The organism is Flavobacterium faecale (assembly GCF_003076455.1).
Taxonomy (GTDB): domain Bacteria; phylum Bacteroidota; class Bacteroidia; order Flavobacteriales; family Flavobacteriaceae; genus Flavobacterium; species Flavobacterium faecale.
The window spans coordinates 1,779,766-1,800,115 of the sequence record NZ_CP020918.1 but is presented as its reverse complement, the minus strand read 5'-3'; the positions used below and the strand labels follow the sequence as shown (position 1 = coordinate 1,800,115).

Below are 20,350 nucleotides of genomic sequence, written 5' to 3'. Positions count from 1 at the left end.
CTAAAATTGAAAATAGATAAATTGTTGTTCTATTGGACTATTAAAAATAAAAATGAGTATCAATAAAAACAATAGAAATGTCCAGCGAAAATATCGGTTTCCTATTTGGTTGAAACTACCTAATGCAAATGTTGATCTTCTGCCCATCCATTCGATTATAATAAAAAGGATGATTAATATAATCAAATAGGTTGGTCGTACACTTGGAAACGTAAAAAGTGATAGATTGCAAATTCCTTTAATGTAGGCTATGGCTCCTCCAATCGTTGGAGCTCTAAAAAATATCCATGCCAAGGTGGTTAGTGAAAAAGTAAGTCCGATTTGAAATAATTCTTTGATGGATGGAAAGAAAGTTTCATTGGCAACAATTTCGATATTCGAACGGTTTTTATTGGTTAGTAATAACGGAATAAAATACAACGCATGAAGAAATCCCCAAGCAATAAAGGTCCAATTGGCACCGTGCCAAAACCCACTAAGCAGGAAAATCACAAAAACATTCCGTATTTTATTTAATTTGGAACCTTTACTTCCACCCAAAGGAATGTACACATAATCCTTGAACCACGATGAAAGTGAAATGTGCCAACGACGCCAAAACTCGGCAATATCTCTGGAAAAATAAGGGAATGAAAAATTTTGAAGCAATTCAATCCCAAGCAGTTTAGACGTCCCTAATGCGATATCGGAATACCCACTGAAATCCCCGTAAATCTGAAATGCAAAAAAAATAGCTCCCATGACCAATGTGGAACCAGAAAAATCTGCCGCATTGTCAAAAATCTGATTTGCATATTTCGCACAGTTATCTGCAATTACTATTTTCTTGAGTAAACCCCACAGAATTTGATACAAACCATCTACTGCTTGTTGGTAATCAAATTTTCGCTTCCTCTTTAATTGTGGTAATAAATGTGTGGCTCTCTCAATAGGTCCAGCAACCAACAAGGGAAAATAAGATACAAAAAGGGCATAAGCCAAAGGATCTTTTTCTGGAATAATTTTTTTTTTATACACATCAATTATGTACGACAAGCCGTGAAAGGTGTAAAATGAAATACCGACTGGTAGAATTATTTGCAAGAGATACAAATCGATCTGAATACCAAATAATACCAAGCTTTCTTGAAATGAACTGGCGAAAAAGTTATAATACTTAAATATCCCTAAAAAAGAAATATTGATACCTATACTGGCCCAAAACCAAAACTTACGTGAAGATTCAGACTTTGATTCTTGAATTTGTAAGGCCGAAAAATAATCCAAACCTGTAGAGAACAATAGCAAAGCCAAGAACCGAATATCCCAGCAGGAATAAAAATAATAACTAGCTAGTAATAAAAAAGCATTTTGAGCCTTATATGATTTCCCTAAAACAAACCAGTATAACAAGAATACGATAGGCAGAAAAAAGGCAAACGAAATGGAGTTAAAAAGCATTTATATATTTTCTGATGTTATAATTACATTCAATTTTAATTCTTTTATTTAAATGATGACATATTATTTTTTAATCAAAACAAACCTCTTTATAGCAATCAAATAAAAAAACAAGTAATTTAGCCTCAAATATAGAATCTTTATTCTTTTTAATTTCATGCAAAAACAGCTTAATTATAATTTATATAAATGTTAGAACTATATCGTCAAAACTATCAATTAACGAATAAAACTTTCGCAAAAAAAGAATTAATTTATCCTCTAGGTACTAGAGGATTTTTTTCCGAAGTAAACAATTTAGCATTGATCGTATTATACTGTTTGCAAAATGAAATTAATCTAAAATTATATTCTAAAAAATGGTCTGGTGGAAACTGGAACGACTATTTCAATCCACTAATTGAAGAGTATAAGGGTCTTATTCCTGTACCAATTGATATGTACATTGAGAGTAGAAGAGATAAATGCTTCAAAAAATATCATCGCTTATTTAAAAAAAGGATAATTATTCAAGACCAAATTTGGAATGATATGAGAAATGAAAAATTTACAACCAGTCATTTTTATTTTCCGAATTTAGGAATCGACGGCAGTATTTTTGAGGTAAAACGTCAAATCATAAAATTATTGTTTGATTTTAATTTAAGAACAAGTACAGAAATAACTATTCAAGATACTGAATTAAACAAGGTCATTAAGGAGAGTTGTGGATTCCATATTCGGAGAGGTGATAAAGTATCTGGAAAAAGTAAAGAAGCCGAGTCTTTTGAAATCGATTCCTATTTAGACAAAGCCTTACAAGTAAACCCTAACATTTCTACTTTTACATTATGCACAGATGACTATGACGTTGTCAATAATTTTAAAACGACATATCCGCATTTTCAAATTATAAGTTTGTGTCCACCAACCAGAAATGGTTACTTTCAAAAGGAATACAATTCCAAACAAAAAAAATCAGAAATAAGAAACGAGGTGATTAATATTTTGAAAGACTCTAATCTACTAATAAATTCAAAATATTTCGTGGGAACCTATTCCAGTAACGTTGCTCGATATGTTGTTTTAATGAGAAACCGTGAAGAATGCTATAGTATTGATGATGAATGGAACCCATATTAAAACATAAACTTTTCATACCACTATACTACAATGAAATTTATCCATTATTCTGACGTAATTCGCATTTATTTTTCTTCTTCTTTAATCGGATATGAAAAACACAAACTATCTTTTTCATTGACAAACTTCGATATAAATTGTTTCCCTAGATTAATTCCTTTTAACTCTACCTTTTCATAAGTAAATTGAGAAACAAAATAAGACAAGAACACAACAATCACATAGGTTATCAAAAACACTATATTATTTCTAAATAATAATTCTGAAAAATGCATATATTCGACAAAAAATTTAATACTGCCACTATATAAATATCCCAGAATGATTAATAGTAAAAAATGATTGAGATACATACTAAAACTTACAATACCAATTTTTTGAATAAAACTGTTATTTAAATATTTGTTTTTCGTAGTGTATACCCCAATAGCAAAAAATAAAAAAACGATACTATAAACATATTCTTTTTTAATAATATTAAACGAATATTGATTGATATCCTCAACAAAAGGTAATATGAAAAACGCCCCCAATGATAGTATTAAAAAAACTTGCCCCATTTTGAATGAAAATAAAACCTCTTTATTAATAAAATACAAAACTATGCCTAAAGCAAATATTGGAAATTGATTAGGTAACCAAAAATAAAAAAGATAAGTATTCGTATTTTCCCAAATAGAATTTACGACTGAAACAGTAAATTCAAAATAGAATTCATTTATCAAAAATGATAAAATTAAGGTTAATACTAGAAAAAACATAGCTTCCTTTAAAGAATTTATATACCTGAACAAAAGCGGAATAAATAAATAAAAGAGCATTTCTACACCAATAGACCAACCTCCTGGCGGTACATTTCCAATCATAGCGGGCAAGTAAACTCCATTTATAAAAGTAGCATTTGCTACAATATTTTTAATATTAACTGATTCATTTTTAATTAAAACACGATACAGAATATAAATTAACATAGCCGTATAATAATAGGGAGCTATTCTGAAAAGTCTTCGAATAAAAAACTTACTCTTCACAAATTTACCATCTTCAGAATTTCTTCTTGAATACGAATTAAACAAAGTAAAACTGCTTAGAATAAAAAAAAGCTGAACTCCTAAATAACCAGAATTACTTACTTTAAGTATATAATCAAAAACGGAAAATGATTGTGCGGAATGTATTAAAATAACTAATAAAATTGCATAACCCCGTAATGCATTTACCCAACTATATTTAGCATTTTCACTCATAAACTAGATTGATTTGTTGGGGAAAATTTAGACCTAATTTTAAGGACGATCCTACTTTTCAATTTATAAAACTCTTTTTCAATTGCGACTGAAAAAGGATAATTATCAAAATAGGCATCTTTACCTTTAATAGTAATATTTTCTTTGGCATTCATAAGTCTGTTATCATTTTCTCCTACCAAAACACTAATTTGATGGTGTAAAAAAGGAAAAAGCTGGTATTTATTTAAAACTAAGTTTCTTGCTTCATTAATAGCTTCTTTATTTTCTTCCCATCTTTTGGATTTTACTATTTCTTTCAAAAACAATTCTATATGCTTGTCTTTGGGATCCATTTGAATAAACGAATTCTTAGGGAAAAACTCCCCCATATTTTTGCAACCAAAATAAATTGGCATGGTATGACTTAGAAAACAATCCATAATTTTCTCAGTCCAATAATACTCGTTTTGAAAATTCTCGTAGGCAATTGCATATTTGGACTTACTTAGCACTTCCCATTTATCATCAATAGGATTAATACCCCTTCCATACAATTCTACAAATGGTAAAGGTTTTATCTGTTCCAAAAAACACATTCTATCTCTATGCCCTATTGAAGATTGTTGGTTACTAGTTATCCAAACAATCTTATTCTCCTTGAATAAATCCTGCTGCTTTACAGCAGTCAAAAAATCATAATCTTTATCTATATGCCACGGTAAAGCACCATGAGATAAAATATTGTTATTGCTTATATCTAATTGGTTTATAATAACAGTAGCCTTTTTATTGCCATATTGACGGTATTTTGAAACTTCATTGGGTGGCTCCAAACACACACTTATAATATTATTTGGATTGACTTTTATCGAAATGTTATTTTTTGGATAATCTAAAATAACTAAATAATCACATTCGACTACATCTTCTTCAGTAAAGGTAAAATCTTTCCATTGCATACTCTGCGCAGGAGTTTGCCTCTTGATGTCGGGGTAGTTATAATAGCGTTCAATTTTAATTAACATTCGAATTTGGTTTGATTTCTTTTTTAAGAAATGAGTTTCTGTGTTTTAATATAAAATCTTAATACTTCAACCCTTTTAGTTTATTCGCTTTTTCTAAAGAAGACTTTTGCACTGGTTTTCGAAAGCGCAGTATATACCGAAATGAAAAAACGGCAGTAAAAAAAGATTTCAAAAACAGTTGAAAATACTTTAAATCTTTAAAACCATATTTTTTAAAATTATGAAATAATAGTCTCGCAATTTTATAGGATGGATTTGGCAAATATACTAGATAATAATAAATAGTATTTTTTAATTGTTTTTCGAATCTAAAATAAAATTTACCGCCTTTAATACGTCCTAATCTATCAACACGATGGTTGACCATTATTGAACCAACATATTTAATTTGGTAACCTAAATCCAAAACTTCAATAGCAACACAAGCTTCTTCGCCATAAATATCTATCCAAACTGGGAATCCATTGGTCAGCAAATACACCTCTTTCTTGATAGCAAAACCACAACCTATAAAATCATTTGTATAATATTCTTCACTTTTATGATCAGCATTTTCTATTGCAATCTCATCTGAGGCAAAAATTCCTTTTATTTCTTGAAAGGCTACAATACCAATCTTTTTATCGTTGTTAAAAACTTGGTGTACTTTCGATATAAAATCAGGAGTTAAGGGATGTGCATCGTCATCCAAACCTATAAAAACGATTCCATTTCCATTTTTGTATAAAATACTTCGTGCTGGTGAAGCACCAACGCTTGTGACTACAGATTCCCAACGAACCCAAGGAAAATCTTTTTGGATCGCCATTGTTTGAATACAACCATCAATAAAAACCAAAACTTCATGAAGACTTAAATCTACTATACCTAATAAATTATGCAATGTAAAGGCAAGCTCTTTGGGTCTGTTTTTCGTAACAATGAGGATTGAAACTTCCATGAATTATAAAAAAATTTCTTGATAGAGTTGGCTAATCTTAGTTTTCAAAATAGCACGGGTATAATTGCGCTGCGCTAGTTTTATATTTATTTCTTGGGCTTGAGTTCTTAAGTTGACATTAGAAATTGCTTTTTCAATCCAAGTAGCTATTTCATTTTCGTCTAAAGGATCAGTTATCAAATAACCATTTATACCATGAGTAATCACTTCAGCTGATGCGTTCCCTGGGTTTGACTGAACAGGAAACGCTCCCATACCCACACTTTCCAACAGCGTATTGGGCATACCGTCTGAAATATTATTCGAAACATGAATACTTGCCATTCCCATCATTTTCAGCATTTTTTTATTGTCCACAAAAGTAGTTCTTGCAATTATTTGATGTTTACATTTTTTGAAAAACGGCGCTGAATTAACTTTTTCTATAATTGCAGCATCAGCGCTGTATATAATAATTTCAAAATTTTCAAATGAAGCTATTGGCAACAATTGCAATGCGTCAACTATTTTGGAAGCTTTACAACCAAAACTTTCGTACCCTTTTATTAAAATAAATTTACGATTGGCAATTGGTTGTATATTATCGGTTGTATAATCAATTCCTCCATTTCCGGGGTAAACCCCTAGAAACTTATTGGTATAGCCATTAGCAACCGCAATGCGATAATCGCGATGGCAATCTGTAATTAAATAATCGACTCTTTGTAAAAATTTCTGTACTTTAACAACAGTGACACCATGTTCTTTAAAATAATACATATCGCTACCCCATGAAGAATAGGTAAATTTTATCTTTTTATGATTCTGCATTACAGATAAAATAGGCAAACCCGACAAATTCATTTCAAAACAATGCACTAAATCGGGTTGTATCGTTTTGATTATTTTTTCAAAAACGGTTACTGTATTTCGTTCATTCAAATTCTGAATAAAACGGTAGCATTTTGGAGATATCGCTTTTATGGTTTGCCTCAACGGAAAATCCCATCGCATCTTCCAACCTTTGATTTGGTTCACCCATTGAATTTTTTCTGATCTGGGCCCTCCATCCATAACATCAAACCAATAGACTTCATGACCACAATCTTTTAGCTGATTGGCCCATTGAAAAAAATGATGGTTTGATATTGAGACTAGAAGAATTTTCATGAATTGCTATCTTTTGCTTTTTCAAAAATCTCCAAATATTGATTCGAAATATTTTCTATCGAATACTTTTCTAAATACCGCTTTCTATTAGCTTGTTGAATCGCTACAATCTCATCAGAATTCATATTATGAAGACGCGCTACTAATGCTAAAAAACTACTTTCAGAACTAATATCAAACCAAAAATTATTCTTTGTGCCTTTTAACCTTTCTTCCATTGCCCCTACTTTTGTCGAAAAAATTATTTTTCCTGCCGCCATCGCTTCAATGCCGACTAAAGGTCCTGCTTCTTCATGCGACGGAATAATTAAAACATCTATTTCACTAAAGAAAGCAGCTAAGTTTTCAGGTTCGATTTCACCTAAAAAACTACAATTATAAGTCATCTCATTTTCGACTTCTTCTAATAAAGGTCCCGAACCTGCGATAAAAAGTTTAGCATCTAGTTTACTAAATATCCTTAACAATTCTACAATCCCTTTTTCCCGTGAAAATCTTCCCAAATAACCAAAAGTCAATTTTTCTTTTTTGAGTATGGAAATATGTAAAAGCTTATTTTCAACTAGGGTAGTTTGATCAACAATATCAATATTATTGTTTGTAAAATTGAGCAGCGCTCTAGTATTGCTTTTGGAATGAGCTATAACAGAAACAACTTTAGGCAAAAGCTTACCAATTTTATTATTTATCGTGGCAACCGTACCAGTTGTTCTCAAAATAATCGGTTTCCTAGTTTCATTACAATATTCGATCATATCTCCCAAAAAGGTAGATTCTAAAACCCCACAATAAAGAACAATATCCGTTTTTTTTATTTCACTTTCTAAAAGAAATGATTTCTTATCATAAAAAGAGAATAACTTTTTACTAATAGTGTTTTCGATAAAAAAATAGGTGGGCAATTTTGAAGAATTGTGCATTTTGCTAAAAAAACTTGTTATTCTTAAACCCAAACTAGAACGGTACAACTCTTTAAAAATAGAGGTAGAAACACAATTCAAATTCTTAATTGCCACTGAATCATTTGACATGTGTCCCATGGAAATTACTCTAACATTGTATTTTTCAGATAATGCTACAATAAGGTTTCTAACTTCTATTTCTCTTCCTCCAAACTGTCCAAAAAATCCAAAAATTAAAACATTTAATTTCATAAGTAATTATTTTCTTTCAGCATTATTAATTGCCTCGTCAGTTTGGTAAAACTTAGTTAATCTTCTCTTATTAAATACTTTTTTTGCGCACAGAAATCTTAAAAAATGAAAAACATTGTGGTTTGGATCCTTCATGGTGCTCAAAACTTCTCTGGCTTATTATTGATGAATTTTATTAGAAACAAAAACCTTTTGAGGTGGTAGCAGAGTTCAATTACAAAATTATTAAGAGAAGTAAATGTACTACCAAAAAAACCTCTAACTGCTTGCCCGAAACTCACATCATGATGCCACAGTTGGTAATTGCCAACCACATCATTTTTATATCGAAAGAAGTTTTGTTTGGCTGTTCGTGTAATTTCATAATGAAAAATAGATGGAACAAATTCGATATCATATCCCTTCTCCAAAACTCTTTTACTCCATTCTTTGTCCTCGAAAGTAGCAACATCATTTCGAAAAGGATGTTGTTCCCAAACTTTTTTATTGAATGCAGAGCCCGAAAATATCAATCCCGATTTGTTGGGATCCATTTTGGCAGTTATGCCATTGCTGTAATTTCGATAATCATTACTGCTGTGCAAACAACGTAAACCTGCCAAATTGGGATTAGAATCAAACTTTTGTTGAATTAAACCAAAAAAATCATGACTCACGGGGTAGGAATGAGCACTAAAAATCACCACTACAGGACCAACTGCCTCTTGAGCCGCTAGATTGGCGCTAGCACCATAACTAAACTCTTTTATCGTAACCCATCGAGCACCAAAATTCTTGGCGACTTTTTCACTGTCGTCTACAGAGCAATTATCAATCACAATAATTTCATTGATTGATGAACTGTACCGTTCCGTAAGTACCTTTAATAAAAAAGATAGTGCAGGTGCTTGATTTTTATTTCGAATAACGACTGAGATCATAGCTCTTTTTTGGGACTTGAAAAAAATTGAGAAACCCAACGATAAGGCTTTAAAATTAGTTTACCAATTTTATATTCAAGTGAATTTTTAAATTTGTTGTGACCTTTGCGTTGTACCTCCATTTCAAAAAAGAGTACCTCCATGCAATTATCGAAATTCTGAATATACAATTCTTTGTGCTTCGTAAAAATATACCGTTTTACTTCGTCTGAATGATGTTCGATTGTGTTTGCCAGCATGGACTGTTGGGCTTTGCGGTAGTAAAACAAAAATTCTCTTGTGATACTGTAAGTCCACCCAAGTTTGGTAATGCTGATCCAAAAATCCCAATCTTCAAATCCTTTTTTCATTGTTTCATCATAACCAGATACAGCAGTCCAACATTCCTTCCTGTATAACGAAGTCGCTACCAATTGATTGACAAACAACAATGAAATTACATTATCTCCAATTGGCTTTAACTGGTAGATAATATTGTTTTTTTCTTTATAAAAAAAATTGCTGTAAGACGTTACAATCCCCAAAGACGTATTGCGCTCTAAAACGGCGACTTGTTTTTCTAAATAAGTTGCCGCAAGCAAATCGTCAGCATCCAAGGGTAATATATAAACACCTCTAGATTTTTTTATTCCAGCGTTCCGAGCACTAGATAAACCTCCGTTTTTTTTGTGTACATACACAAAACGTTCGTCTTTTTCTAACCATCTTACTGCAACTTCCTCAGTATCGTCGGGGCTGCCATCATTCACAATGATGCATTCCCAACTGCTGTACGTTTGATTTATAACCGATTGTAGAGCTTCGTTAAGAAAATGAGCTTGTTTGTAACAAGGGACTATAATCGAAATTAAAGGAGTCTGCATTTAAAATTTATTTAAAAAACCAAATCGTATCAAAAGTTGTATTATTCTTGAGTTTTTGAGACTCTGTATACTATCACGGTGGTGCACGATATCCTCTATATCTTTTACAAAAGCTGGATATTCTGATTCTAAAATAGTATTTCTCTCCATAACGATCAAATTCCGCTTCGCTGGCTTTGAGCTCATTCCATCCAGATAAAAAGTAGACAAGGTATTGTTTACTTTCCTATAACTCACATTATTTTTACAGATGCTGTCGATGAAAAATTTCCAATCTGCAATTACCCTCAGTTCTTCATCATAACTGCCGTAGTTTTTTAAAGTTTTTGCTTTAATAAAAGTGGCTGGATGTGGTAATGAATCTTTTAAAAAATAGGCAAATGACAATTTATCGGGATACTGTTTAATAAACTTCTTTTTTTGCCCAATAACTTCTAATTCAAAATAAATAATATCCTCATTTGCTAGATGTTGATGATTTTTCTTCAACACATTATTACTATAAAAATGGTCGCCACTATTTAAAAATAGTAAATATTCTCCCTTTGCAGCAGCGATCCCTTTGTTCATAGCGTTGTACACGCCACGATCTGGTTCGCTAACCGAATACGAAAATTTATCTTGATTTTCTCGCATCAACGCTACACTACCATCTGTTGATCCTCCATCAATTATGATGTGCTCAAAATCTTGCCAACTTTGCTCAAAGACACTTTGTAGTGTTTTTTGCAAGCCAACACGATTGTTGAAATTGATTGTTATGATGGAAAGTTTTGACATGAAAAATTTACACGAATAAAATTATAGTGCTAGGCAACACAGTTTATGTTGTTTTGTTAGAGTACAAAAATGAGAAAATATTTTTTCTTAATCTTACTATTGGAAAATACTTTATTCCCAAGCTTGATAGAAAAAATTGAGGGGATTTATAACCCAATCTTCCCCAATAACCGATGTGATTTAGCAATGATCTACCATCTCTAAACTTAAAAAACCATAACCACTTCAATAAAAGATCTTTATTTTTCACTGAGATTGCATTGCGATAACTCCAATAAAGTAATTCTTCATACAATTTGATATTGTAAATTTTATACAATGCTTCCGCGGTAAAAATGTTTGCATCATGTATCCCTCGTTTCGCGACGGGTTCATCAAGTACACTAGGATACATTTGGCACTTCAAAGCCATTTTAAATATTATTTCCGAATCTTCAGCCACGACTAGACTCTCATTCAATACTCCAATAACGTCAAAAACTGTCTTTTTTACAACGATGCCGTTTAAATGTAAATAGCCATATTTGCTGGCTACAATTGCTTCAAAAAAATCTTTGGGGTCAAGAATTTTAGAAATCGTACTTAACTTTAGCTTTTTTAACTCATTTGCATTAGCATCTCTATAAAAGTGAAAACCTACCGCATTGTAAACACCATCACAATCTAAATTTTTGGCAAAAACCTTTTTATCGTGTGTAAATCTATTCGCAACATAATAATCGTCTGCATCTAAAAAAGCAATATAATTGGATTGCGCCTTAGCAATGCCAAGGTTTCTTGTTGCAGAGCGTCCTTTATTTTTTCCTCCTTCATGTTGAAAAATCTTTATTTTCGGATTTCCTTGCTGCAGTTCAGTCACAATTATTTTGGTCGAATCTGTACTTCCGTCATCAACAACAATTACCTCAGTAACTTCTGGCTGTATAACGGCCGATTGTACTGCTGTAGCTATAAAAGTTTCTACATTGTATGCTGGAATTATGACCGAAACAGTAAAATTCATTGAAAAAAATCTAATTAGTGAAATAACTTGAGTTGTTACCATCTAAAGAAAGAAAAAAGCTTCTTAATAAAAATATAATCACAACATATATTTATTCGTGTAATCTATTAATTAATTCTAGCAAAACAATTTAAAAGTGTTCATAATTATATTTAAATTCTATAAATAAGTTCTCTGATTTTTGTTAAGAATTCCTCTGATGAATTTTTTAACAATTTCTGGTGTGAATTTTAAAACTCTTGACCTAAAACTTTTTGTTTGAAATATATCTAATAATTTATATTCCTTAAAATTGAGCGTACTCTCTTTTTTATGAATCTTGTTAGACTCTTGAAATACTAATTTAAATAATCTAGTAGGTACCCAACTAAGATTAAGACTGTTCATTTTTATATAATTTGAACTTTTTATATGAAAGCAGTAAAAATTACCAAAATTATCAACATATATTTTTTTTAATAGTCGTCCTCCTAACTGTCTATCATAAACGTCATATCCTTGCGCATGACAAATACAATCGTCAAATGACTCATTATCTATAATTTTATTGAGTCTAATACTTTTTATACCCTCTTGCTCTTTGAAGGCTATATAAGCTCTCATTTCAGTGAAAGCAAAATCTGGATTTGATACAAAATCAATTCTCTGTTTATTTAAATAATCTTTATCTCCAAATAAATAGTTGATTTTTTTTACGTATCCATCTACAATATTAAAAGAAGAAACATATCCATTCAAACAGATACCACTACATTGTTCAGTACAATCAAATTCTTTAAACTTGCATTCCTGAAATTCTAGATTTGCTAAAATCATATTATCAGAGTCGAAATGCCAAAATGAATCAATACTATTCTCTTTTATAAAATTATGTATGTAGAACCACCTTTTAAAAACAAATTTTGTCCAAAACTCCTTATTATGTTTTACACCGGCTACATGATGATAAATTTTTTCAAATTCTAAAAGTTCGTCACTTTTTTCGTAATCCTTAAAAAAGAAATGCTCTACATTTGCTTTGATTGCTATCTTTCTGTTGTCTTTATCTCCAAGCAAAATGATTCTACAGTCTGGATTAGTTAATTTAACTTGTTTTAGAGTATATATTAAATATTCGGAATAACCATAATGGCAGAATAAAATACATTTTCTTTCTTTCATTATATTTCTATTTATTATTTAAAGAGTTTAATAGTAGATAATTAATTTTACTTTTAACCATATATAATTTCTTCTTAAAAAATCTTGTTAAAGGAAAATATTTAACACTAAGATAGCTAAATAAAAATTTTGGTGCTTTCAAATTTAGCCGAAACCAATAAATCAAATACTTATGTTTTTTTTCTTTTTTTCTATATTTTAAAATCCAAATTCTTTCCAAAAATTTTTCTACCGTATTTAAATTAATCTTATTTTTAGAACTCCATTCGTACATTGACTCGTAAAAATAAAGATCATTTTCATCATACAAATCTCTTCTGTAAAATACATTGTTACTATGAATACCACGCATAGCTACTGAATCATTTATATTTGATGCTACTAAAGTACATTTGAGTGCTAGACGTAAAAAAATATCGGAATCTTCTGAAACAACGAGTTTAGTGTTAAATGCTCCAATTACTTCGAAAACTTCTCTTTTTAAAGTAAGACCACTAATATGAAAATAACCATAGGTACCTTTTAGCAGCGCACAAAATAGATTTTTAGCTTCAATTTTTTTTGTAAGCGTAAATTGGCGCTTCATTTCATTTCTTAGCTCATGAGATACTGTGTTGTAGAACCGTAATCCCACGGCATTATAGACACCATCAATCTGATCATTTGTTTGAAAAACTTTAAAATCATTGGTAAACCGATTTGGCAAATAATAATCATCAGCATCCAAAAAAGCGATATAGTTTGCAGTAGCATTTTGTAATCCTAGATTTCTAGTCGCTGATCGTCCTTTATTTTCATAATTAGGATGTTGAAAAACTTTTACTTTTGGGTTTTCATTTTGCATCCAGGTTAGAATGGCTTGTGTACCATCTGTGCTGCCATCATTGACCACAATTACCTCAGTAACTTCTGGTTGATCTAGTGCCGAACGAATTGATTTTTCAATAAATTGTTCAGCATTGTAAACTGGTATTATTACAGATAATTTTTTTTCCATATTTAAAATTTATCTAGTAAACCCAATTTCAACAACCATTTTATTTTTCTTGATTTTCTAAGGTTCCTAATCACTCGTTCTAAATAATATTGGTGTTTTAAATCATTCATTAATATCGGAAAATCCTTTTCTAAAACGAGCGTTCTTTCTTTTTGAATTAGCGCCGTATTTACATCTATAGAACTAATTCCGTCCTTATAAAAAACAGAAAAAAAACCTGCCCGTTTTTTATAACTGAGATTGTATTTTAAGATAGCTTGAATGAACCATTTCCAGTCGGCTACTATTATTAATTCTTCATCATATAATCCCACCACTCCAAAAGCACTTTTCTTTACAAACAAACTCTGATGACAAGGCAAATTATTATGCAAATATTCAAAAGAAAATGTAGACGGATTTTCTAAAATTGAAGTTTTTTCTTGATCAATAACTTGGATATCAAAATATACGAGATCATAATCACATACTTCCGATATTGTTTTTTGTAACGCTTCATTACCATAAAGATGATCCCCACTGTTCAAGAACAGCAAATACTCTCCCTTAGCTTTTTGAATCCCTTTGTTCATGGCGTTATAAATACCTGTATCTGAGTCACTGATCCAATAATCAAAATTAGATGAATGATTTTCTAAATAAGATGCACTACCATCTGTTGACCCGCCATCAATAACAATGTATTCAAACTCTTGCCAAGTTTGATTGACAACACTTTCGACAGTTCTTTTTAATCCCTTGAGGTTATTGTAATTGATAGTTATAATGGATAGTTTTTTCATAAACAAGTACTTTTGCCTATCATTTTCTTTACTAAATAGGGTATTACTGGCGGTATAAAATCCGAAAATTTCAATTTCCTTTTCTTCTTCTCCACTTTTATAGGAATAGGAACTTCTTTCTGATAATAACATTTAACTATTGAAAAAACTTCAACTTGATTTTGGAGTAGTTTTTCATGGTATTGCCCATATAGATTTAGCAACCAATCTTCTTCTTCTATGTTTTTAAACCTGTTGTAATATTTAGAAAACTGCTGTGGCAATTTGTAATTATAGGAACTAAAATGATATAGATATAAATTGGTTTTATCCTCCATCAAAAAGTTAGAATTGGAACTTAATTTCATCGGTCTTTCATGTAAATTCCATGGCGCAGCATTAAGTCCTAAATCACTTAAAATCTTAACTTTATCAAAAAAAAGTGGCACAAAATTAATCCATAATTGATCCACAAAGAGTCCATCACAAACTCGATCATAACCAATTGTCAAGGTTCTCTGTTCCCACCAATTTAAAAACCGCAATACATTATCACAATGTGGATTCAATGCCAAGAAACCTAGATTATAGATGCCGTAATTCAAAAACAAACTTTCTGAGGGCATCATGTCATCTACGCTGATCGGTTTTAAAATATGAGGAGTGAGTAAAATATCATTCGCAACCAAATAAGTATTTAACCTGTCTAATTTATTAAAAACCTGTATATCTGGATCTAAATATACTATGGATTCAAGATCTTTATATTTGCCTATAAAATATTTAAAAAAAGATGGTTTGATAGAAGTATTTAATTCAACAATATCATACTTTTTTATAATCTCATCAAAATTAGGAATATTAATTTCTTCAACCGCAACAATTTCTATATGCTCAAAAAAATCATAATCGATGTCGTCACTTTTTTTATCGCATAATCCTATTATCATTTTATAATCAGGATTATGTTTAAGCAAAGAATCCCCTAATATTTTTGCTTGTGCTAAATAATTGTTTGAGCAAATTGTAAAGGCTAATTTCATTTTGTCCATACTTTATTTAAAACCTTAAAACACACTTTATTTAAAATCTTACCCGGATCTTTATAATTACCCTTTACATACTCTATTGCTCTCTGTAAAAACGGTCTTATGGGTAGGTTTTCTTTATTTTTGTCTTCAATACTTTTTTTAAATTCGTCAACTAACAGAATATATCTATCCAATAGTATCTTTTTAAAATCACCAACTTTTAAATAAGATAATAAACAGGCTAACATTATCACTTCTTTCTGCAGTCGAATTGAATGAGTTGTTCCTGAAAACAAACCAACCCCATAGCGATAGGTCGACATTTGATCTTGCAAAAACTTCAATTTCCCGTGCTCTGCCAACATCATATAAAGAAAGTAGTCTCCAATTGGAGATAATTCAAACTCAGGAGGGGTTTCTTCCAAAACATTTCTGTAAACTACCGAAGGTGTATGAATATAATTCCCCAGTTTTGCTAACGTATCAATTGTTTCATACTCTGGTGGTAGCGATGTAATAAAATCTTCGACCATACTACCGTCATTTTTTAAGATAGCTACTGAATGAAAACACAACACATAATCTAGATTACTATTTAAAAAATCTACCTGCTTTTGTAATTTAAACTTATCTGTCCAATAATCATCACCATCGCAAAGAGCAATATACTTTCCTTCTGCCTTTTGCAATGCAAAGATAAAATTTGGCATCATGCCCATATTAACTTCCTGTTTGTAATAACTAATGATTGAAGCTTTTGGATGTGTTTGAATTATTTTTTGAATGACAACATCCGTTTGATCAGGAGAACAGTCATTTGCAAGTATTAGTTCGATTTCAAAATCGCACTCTTGCATTAAAACACTATTTATTGCTTGTTCGATAAACTGCTCATGTCCGTAGGTAATCATTACAACGCTTACAATTGGTGGCTGTTTCATTTTATAGTTCTATTGGATCTAAGGCTTTTATAATTTTTGCAGGGATGCCAACAGCCATCGAATTATCAGGTATATCTTTCGTAACAACAGAGCCTGCCCCAATGATAACGTTTTGACCAATAACTATTTTGGGTAAAACAGTTGCATTTGTACCTAAAATACTAAAATTACCAATAGTACAATTACCCGAGATATTAACTCCCGGAGAAACCTCAACATAATCACCAATACTGCTATCATGACCAATAGTGCTGTTCAAATTTAGAATTACGCCTTCACCAATTGTAATATCATTTGTAATTATAGTTCCTGTCATAATATTGCACCCAGGCTTGATCTTGTTCCCAAAATTGCCGATACTTGCTTTAGGACTTATTGTACTTGTAAATACACCTCCTAATTTTTCAAATTTGGTAACTAAAATTTTTCTTAACTTGGGATTACCTATACCAATAGTAAATTGATTGTCCACACTCTCAAAGTATGCACAAACATCTATTGTATTTTTGAGGACTCTAAATTTATCATATAAAAATTCGGGTGCATCATCATTAACATCGTCATAAAAAACAACATTTTCTGTTTGATTGTTTTGATACAATACTTCTAAAACTTCCTTCGCAAATCCTTTAGCTCCTACAATTAGCATAGCGTTTCATTTATAATAGTTACGATTTTATTTAATTCTGATTGGGACAGGCCAACATACAAAGGCAAGCACAAAATCTTTGAAGCAACATTTTCAGAAACAGGCATCTTAGCACCCTTAGTATATTCAATAGTGTTTAATGAAGGATAAAAATAGCGTCTTGGATATATTTCAGATTTATTTAATTCGTTTTGCACCTCTAACAATATCCTTTCCGATTCAAATAGTATGGGATAGTAACTATAATTCCAGTTCGTGTTCACTCTAATTCTAATAGTTTTTAATTTTGAAAAATTTAAAGTTTTATTATAAAAATCTACAACTATTTTTCTTTCACTTATAACACTATCCATGTAAGGTAAAATGGCCAATCCCATTGCAGCTTGTAGTTCGGACATTTTCCCGTTTATGCCTACTCCAGAAAAATCTAGCTGTCCATTGTGACCAAAATTATGACTGTAAAACACTTTTTGTTGCAATGAAACTTTATTTGTAAAAATTGCACCTCCTTCTCCCGTATGAAATAATTTTGTCGCATGAAAACTACAAGTGCTTATGTCTCCATATTCGAATATTGATTTATTATTGTAGGTAACACCAAAACAATGAGCGGCATCATAAATTACGGCTAGATTGTGCTTTTTAGCAATGCTTTCTAGAACCTCTATATTACAAGGGTTGCCAAAAACGTGTGTTGCTAATATAGCGGTTGTTTTATTTGTAATGGCTGCTTCAATTTTAGCTTCATCGATAGTCAAATAGTCGGGGTGAATATCTACAAAAACGGGTGTACAATTTTCCCAGACTATCGCTGCCGTAGTTGCCACATAAGAAAACGGTGTTGTGATGACCTCACCACCTTTTGCAAGTAATTTTAAAGCAATTTGCAGAGGCAATGTACCATTATTTACAGCAAGTACATTATTGGTTTCTAAATATTTATTTAATTTTTCTTCTAATTCCAAAACCAATTCTCCTCGATTAGTGAGCCACTGATTGTTCCAAGCACGTTGAACCTGTCTTGTATATTCCTCAATTGGTGGTAAAAAAGTTTTGGTTACATTGATCATTTAATAACTAATTTTATAAGAATCAATGATCCCATTTTTTTTAATAAAAACTAATTCAACCAACCATAAAACTTGTGGCTTAAAAGGTCTGTTCATATCTGTAATTTCAAACAGACGATAATCTTTCTCTTCCATGAAATTAATCATTTTAAGAATGCTATTGTCAAATTCGGTCATAAAAACACCTGCTTCGACCATAAATATTTCTGTTTTTCCAAAGTAATTACTTGCTCCTTTCAAAACTTCAATGTCCAATCCTTCTGCATCAATTTTTATAATATCAGGAATAGGTAATTTACTTTCCTGCAACAACCCATCCAAAGTGACTACAGGAATTTCTATTTGTTCAAATCCAGCCTCTTTAGCTTCATCTGGAGTATATCTAAAGGAACAGCTATCATCTCTATCTACAATCGTAAACTGAAATGAACCTTTTTCCGCACCTGCACCTACTGGATAAAATTGTATTTTGGAATTACTTTCAAGCAAATCATTAAAAGACTTTTTCAACCAACTTTGAGGCTCCAACAAAGTGTAATAAGCTTCTGGAAAATGAGTTAAAACTTCTCTTGTCCAAGTACCGTGATTTGCACCAATATCAACAATATGCTTTGGCTCAAAACCCATCTTTTTTAGATTACTAAAAAAGATGTTTAATAAGTTATTTTTATTAAAATCATCAAAATTAAGCCCGTGTTTTTTGTTAACTCTCACATAACCCAATTTTAAAGCTACTGGATTAACCAATTGAAGTAAAACTCTCTTTAATAATGTCTTCACAATAATTAAAATATTAAATTTCTTCCCATTTGAAAATAGGTTTTATAAATCCAGGTTCTTTGCCTAGCCATGAACCAATCTCTCTAAATCCTTCTTGAACTGTAAAACTCATGATATCGGATTCACTAAATAATGATCTCTTAGAATCTTCAATAAGAAAGAAATCCATGAAATAATTTCCAATATTCAAAAATCCCTTTGGAAAAATACATTTTAGATTATTCTCTCCATTTATTAGCTTTAAATTTGAACTAACATTTGAAAAAGTAAATAAGGCACTTCCGTCATCACCTTTAAGAACATAGGTCAAATGCAATCTTTCAGCATTTTTTTTAATAAAAATCTTTGTGTTAATTTCAATTTCATGATCTTCATCTAATGCATCATCAGCTGTTCTTGATTTTGGATTTATAAAAATTTCATGTAATTTAAAATATTCAAAATCATAATCTGGTCCAAATTTCTTATGATTTAAACTTTCTGATTCACCACTCAAATAATTAGAAACGGCACTAACAATACTGCCATCGTATACCACTTGACCTTGTTCCATTACGATTCCACGAGTACAAAAACTTTTCACCGCCGCCATATTATGACTAACAAACAGCACAGTCCTTCCACCTTTCTTTGATATATCCTGCATCTTTCCAATAGCTTTCTTTTGAAATTCAGCATCACCTACTGCCAAAACCTCATCTACAATTAGAATTTCAGGTTCCAAAAAAGCCGCTACTGCAAAAGCCAATCGTACGTACATTCCGCTACTGTATCGCTTTACAGGTGTATCTATGTAACGCTCGCAGCCCGAGAATTCAATAATTTCGTCAAGCTTTGAGGTGATTTCTTTTTTTGTCATTCCAAGAATGGCACCGTTAAGATAGATATTCTCCTTACCTGTCATTTCGCCATTAAAACCCGTACCAACTTCAAGTAAAGAGGCTACTCTCCCTCCAAATTTCACACTTCCGGTTGTGGGTGCTGTAACACGTGATAACAATTTTAAAAGAGTAGATTTTCCAGCACCATTTTTTCCAATGATTCCAACAACTTCTCCTCGTTCTATTTCAAAATTGATATCTTTCAGAGCCCATACATAATCACTTTGCCCTTTGGTTGCACGATCATTAGTCTCTCCTATTTTTAGATATGGATCTTCTTTTCCTCTGATTTTATACCACCATCGATTGATATCATGCATCAAGGTACCTGTACCCACAAGACCCAACCGATACTGTTTTGAAATATTTTCGACCTTTAATATAACGTCCTTCATGCTTATAATGCGCTCACGTATTAGAGCTTTATATTTTAAAAAAATCTGGTTTATAATAG

The 20,350-nt window shown here is 31.2% G+C and carries 20 protein-coding genes; 1 reads left to right on the top strand and 19 read right to left on the bottom strand.

From position 1 onward, the window contains the following. Window positions 1-1,440 carry an MBOAT family O-acyltransferase gene (locus tag FFWV33_RS07915; RefSeq protein WP_108740401.1) on the bottom strand — a complete coding sequence of 480 codons (1,440 nt, stop codon included), beginning with the start codon at window positions 1,438-1,440 and terminating at the stop codon, window positions 1-3. Between the two features lie 189 nt (window positions 1,441-1,629). Between FFWV33_RS07915 and FFWV33_RS07910 the strand changes: the two genes are divergently transcribed. Continuing rightward, a complete protein-coding gene (locus FFWV33_RS07910; RefSeq protein ID WP_108740400.1) occupies window positions 1,630-2,562 on the top strand; it encodes an O-fucosyltransferase family protein in 933 nt (310 codons plus the stop codon). Between the two features lie 65 nt (window positions 2,563-2,627). Here the strand turns inward: FFWV33_RS07910 and FFWV33_RS07905 are convergent, their stop codons facing one another. The 18 genes from FFWV33_RS07905 to FFWV33_RS07825 form a co-directional block, all read right to left on the bottom strand. Beyond that, on the bottom strand, window positions 2,628-3,809 hold the full coding sequence (locus FFWV33_RS07905; RefSeq protein ID WP_108740399.1) for an acyltransferase family protein: 1,182 nt from the start codon (window positions 3,807-3,809) through the stop codon (window positions 2,628-2,630). Next, window positions 3,806-4,750 (bottom strand): glycosyltransferase family 10 domain-containing protein, encoded by a 945-nt coding sequence (locus FFWV33_RS07900; RefSeq protein ID WP_159085988.1) that lies wholly within the window; start codon window positions 4,748-4,750, stop codon window positions 3,806-3,808. The genes FFWV33_RS07905 and FFWV33_RS07900 overlap by 4 nt, the downstream gene beginning before the upstream one ends. Before the next feature lie 124 nt (window positions 4,751-4,874). Next, entirely contained in the window at window positions 4,875-5,756 is an 882-nt protein-coding gene (locus FFWV33_RS07895; protein WP_108740397.1) for a glycosyltransferase family 2 protein, read from the bottom strand. A 3-nt stretch (window positions 5,757-5,759) separates the two neighbouring features. Continuing rightward, window positions 5,760-6,905, bottom strand: a complete 1,146-nt coding sequence (locus tag FFWV33_RS07890) for a glycosyltransferase (RefSeq protein WP_108740396.1) — start codon at window positions 6,903-6,905, stop codon at window positions 5,760-5,762. Continuing rightward, entirely contained in the window at window positions 6,902-8,059 is a 1,158-nt protein-coding gene (locus FFWV33_RS07885; protein WP_108740395.1) for a glycosyltransferase family 4 protein, read from the bottom strand. The genes FFWV33_RS07890 and FFWV33_RS07885 overlap by 4 nt, the downstream gene beginning before the upstream one ends. Before the next feature lie 140 nt (window positions 8,060-8,199). Next, on the bottom strand, window positions 8,200-8,979 hold the full coding sequence (locus FFWV33_RS07880) for a glycosyltransferase family 2 protein (protein WP_108740394.1): 780 nt from the start codon (window positions 8,977-8,979) through the stop codon (window positions 8,200-8,202). Next, a complete protein-coding gene (locus FFWV33_RS07875; RefSeq protein WP_108740393.1) occupies window positions 8,976-9,842 on the bottom strand; it encodes a glycosyltransferase family 2 protein in 867 nt (288 codons plus the stop codon). The genes FFWV33_RS07880 and FFWV33_RS07875 overlap by 4 nt, the downstream gene beginning before the upstream one ends. Continuing rightward, a complete protein-coding gene (locus FFWV33_RS07870; protein WP_108740392.1) occupies window positions 9,843-10,622 on the bottom strand; it encodes a glycosyltransferase family 2 protein in 780 nt (259 codons plus the stop codon). Between the two features lie 43 nt (window positions 10,623-10,665). Beyond that, window positions 10,666-11,625, bottom strand: a complete 960-nt coding sequence (locus tag FFWV33_RS07865; RefSeq protein WP_159085987.1) for a glycosyltransferase family 2 protein — start codon at window positions 11,623-11,625, stop codon at window positions 10,666-10,668. Between the two features lie 159 nt (window positions 11,626-11,784). Then, a complete protein-coding gene (locus FFWV33_RS07860; RefSeq protein WP_108740390.1) occupies window positions 11,785-12,786 on the bottom strand; it encodes a hypothetical protein in 1,002 nt (333 codons plus the stop codon). 7 nt (window positions 12,787-12,793) lie between these two features. Next, window positions 12,794-13,783, bottom strand: coding sequence for a glycosyltransferase family 2 protein (locus FFWV33_RS07855; RefSeq protein ID WP_108740389.1), 990 nt, complete (start codon window positions 13,781-13,783; stop codon window positions 12,794-12,796). A gap of 2 nt (window positions 13,784-13,785) precedes the next feature. Next, window positions 13,786-14,565 carry a glycosyltransferase family 2 protein gene (locus FFWV33_RS07850; RefSeq protein WP_159085986.1) on the bottom strand — a complete coding sequence of 260 codons (780 nt, stop codon included), beginning with the start codon at window positions 14,563-14,565 and terminating at the stop codon, window positions 13,786-13,788. Then, window positions 14,562-15,587: a glycosyltransferase gene (locus tag FFWV33_RS19300; RefSeq protein WP_159085985.1), complete on the bottom strand. Its 1,026-nt coding sequence runs from the start codon at window positions 15,585-15,587 to the stop codon at window positions 14,562-14,564. Before FFWV33_RS19300 ends, FFWV33_RS07850 begins: the two co-directional genes overlap by 4 nt. Further along, a complete protein-coding gene (locus FFWV33_RS07845) occupies window positions 15,584-16,516 on the bottom strand; it encodes a glycosyltransferase family 2 protein (RefSeq protein WP_108740387.1) in 933 nt (310 codons plus the stop codon). Before FFWV33_RS07845 ends, FFWV33_RS19300 begins: the two co-directional genes overlap by 4 nt. A 1-nt stretch (window position 16,517) precedes the next feature. Then, window positions 16,518-17,165, bottom strand: coding sequence for an acetyltransferase (locus FFWV33_RS07840; protein WP_108740386.1), 648 nt, complete (start codon window positions 17,163-17,165; stop codon window positions 16,518-16,520). Continuing rightward, window positions 17,159-18,235, bottom strand: a complete 1,077-nt coding sequence (locus tag FFWV33_RS07835; RefSeq protein WP_108740385.1) for a DegT/DnrJ/EryC1/StrS family aminotransferase — start codon at window positions 18,233-18,235, stop codon at window positions 17,159-17,161. The genes FFWV33_RS07840 and FFWV33_RS07835 overlap by 7 nt, the downstream gene beginning before the upstream one ends. After that, entirely contained in the window at window positions 18,236-19,015 is a 780-nt protein-coding gene (locus FFWV33_RS07830; protein ID WP_170111543.1) for an FkbM family methyltransferase, read from the bottom strand. Between the two features lie 13 nt (window positions 19,016-19,028). Next, a complete protein-coding gene (locus tag FFWV33_RS07825) occupies window positions 19,029-20,291 on the bottom strand; it encodes an ABC transporter ATP-binding protein (RefSeq protein ID WP_108740384.1) in 1,263 nt (420 codons plus the stop codon). Between the last annotated feature and the right edge of the window lie 59 nt (window positions 20,292-20,350).